Genomic DNA, 1,781 nt, shown 5'->3' with positions numbered 1-1,781 from the left:
TATTCACTAAAAATTTCCGACTTTTTATCCTCAATTTTCTGCCATCCTCGCTACGGGGACGCCCAGTCGGGCGCTATTCTCAAACAGCCTCCCGGTAACTTCAAGCGGGGTTACTGGTTGACAATTAGCTGGGCCAACAGAGCCTGATCCACCTTTATGAGTGCGAGATATGAGCAATCCTGAGTCTTTAATTCCTGAGTTAGTTCACATTGCCCGAGAGGCAGGAAAAGGCATTCTCACCATCTATCATCAGGATGATATCGGGGTACAAACCAAGGCGGATACCACGCCTGTCACCAAGGCTGACCTGGCAGCAAATGCGATCATCGTTCATGGACTGAAAGGTTTGCCGGTCACATATCCTCTGCTTTCTGAAGAATCGGTTCATCCCTCCTGGCAGGAAAGAAAAAACTGGCAACGTTACTGGCTGATTGACCCACTGGATGGAACCAAAGAGTTCATTAACCGCAATGGTGAATTTTCAGTCAATATTGCCCTGATTGAGCATAACTATCCTGTCCTTGGCATTGTTCATATTCCCGCGTCTGATACCACTTACTGGGGGGGGCATAGCCTGGGCGCCCGGAAACAGGTTAAAGGTGCTGTCGCCCGGGCGATTCGGCCCAGAAAGTTTGCTCCGGAAAAAGAAGTTATGGTGCTCGGCAGCCGGAGTTACGGCACAGAGCAGGCCAGTGATTACCTTCATTTACTGAAAAGGGTTTATCCGAAGCTTGTATCCAGAAAAGTTGGCAGTGCATTAAAAAGTTGCCTGATTGCGGAAGGCCAGGCGGATATCTACCCCAGGATCGGGCCAACCTCTGAATGGGATACCGGGGCTGTTCAGGCCGTTGTTGAAGGGGCTGGAGGTTTATTTCTTGATGCGGATGGCCAGCGCTTCAGTTACAACCTGAAAGAGAGTCTTATTAATCCAGACTTTCTTGTATTGGGTGATAAAACCATTCAATGGGATAATTTCTGGCCGCCGCGCATGCCAGGAATTACTCCGGAATAATTTGCACATTTCTGAGTTTTAAACCTGAGTCGCTGGCCATATGGAATCAAATATTTCTGGTGTATAAACGTATGAATGAAACCGCTGACAACCCTGGCAGCAAAGGGGGTGGCATTTTTTCAAAAATTTAAAAGATCCCGGGCATCGCGTAAATATAGGATTTCACAGGGTTAGCTAATTAATTGCCCGGCCGGATAAGCGTTAAAAAACATAATGAATATCGTCCACCTCAACCCTGGGGGCTCGGTCGGGTGGATTATCCACCTCACCCTTGATAATGGTGGGGGAGTTCAACTTGACTTTCTTATCGGGCAGGGCTGTATCATCAATAACCACATTAATCTCACCGGTTTCACCCCGAAACAGATATATTTTCCCTTTGATTTTCTTAATAATTTCACCAGAGAGCCGTACCAGTTCTTCATCGTCCGATGCGTTCAGAATTTCTTCAACACTGTGCTTGTGATACAAGAGTTTTTCTGATGTAGTGCTCTCGTCATCAAAGGGTGTTTCCTGAGAGCAGGCCGAGGCAATAAAACCTGACAGGATTATTCCTGATAACTGTCCTTTTGTCATAACACTTATCTCTATTGAATCCATATAGGGTTATTCGGCAGTGCCGGATTATGATGCAATTTTCGTTTCGTCTTGAAAAAAACAAATTATTTTTGTAGCTAATCACAGATTAATAATACGTAGATAATCCTGTGAAAGCATATATTTCTGACTCCTTGTGTCGGCACTCCCGGCAACTGCTCCTGCATCCATG

Annotated in this window: 2 protein-coding genes; one reads left to right on the top strand and one right to left on the bottom strand. The window is 46.0% G+C overall.

What is annotated here, in order from left to right; translation table 11 throughout:
* Window positions 1–169 precede the first annotated feature (169 nt).
* On the top strand, window positions 170–1,012 hold the full coding sequence (gene cysQ / locus KDK14_RS16170) for a 3'(2'),5'-bisphosphate nucleotidase CysQ (protein ID WP_257266210.1): 843 nt from the start codon (window positions 170–172) through the stop codon (window positions 1,010–1,012).
* 201 nt (window positions 1,013–1,213) lie between these two features.
* On the opposite strand, the gene KDK14_RS16165 is transcribed toward cysQ, so the two are convergent.
* On the bottom strand, window positions 1,214–1,588 hold the full coding sequence (locus KDK14_RS16165; protein WP_257266209.1) for a NirD/YgiW/YdeI family stress tolerance protein: 375 nt from the start codon (window positions 1,586–1,588) through the stop codon (window positions 1,214–1,216).
* Between the last annotated feature and the right edge of the window lie 193 nt (window positions 1,589–1,781).

Source organism: Endozoicomonas sp. ONNA2 (assembly GCF_024606365.1).
Classification (GTDB): domain Bacteria; phylum Pseudomonadota; class Gammaproteobacteria; order Pseudomonadales; family Endozoicomonadaceae; genus Endozoicomonas.
Note: the sequence above shows the minus strand (reverse complement) of the source record. Positions and strands in the feature narration are given on the sequence as shown.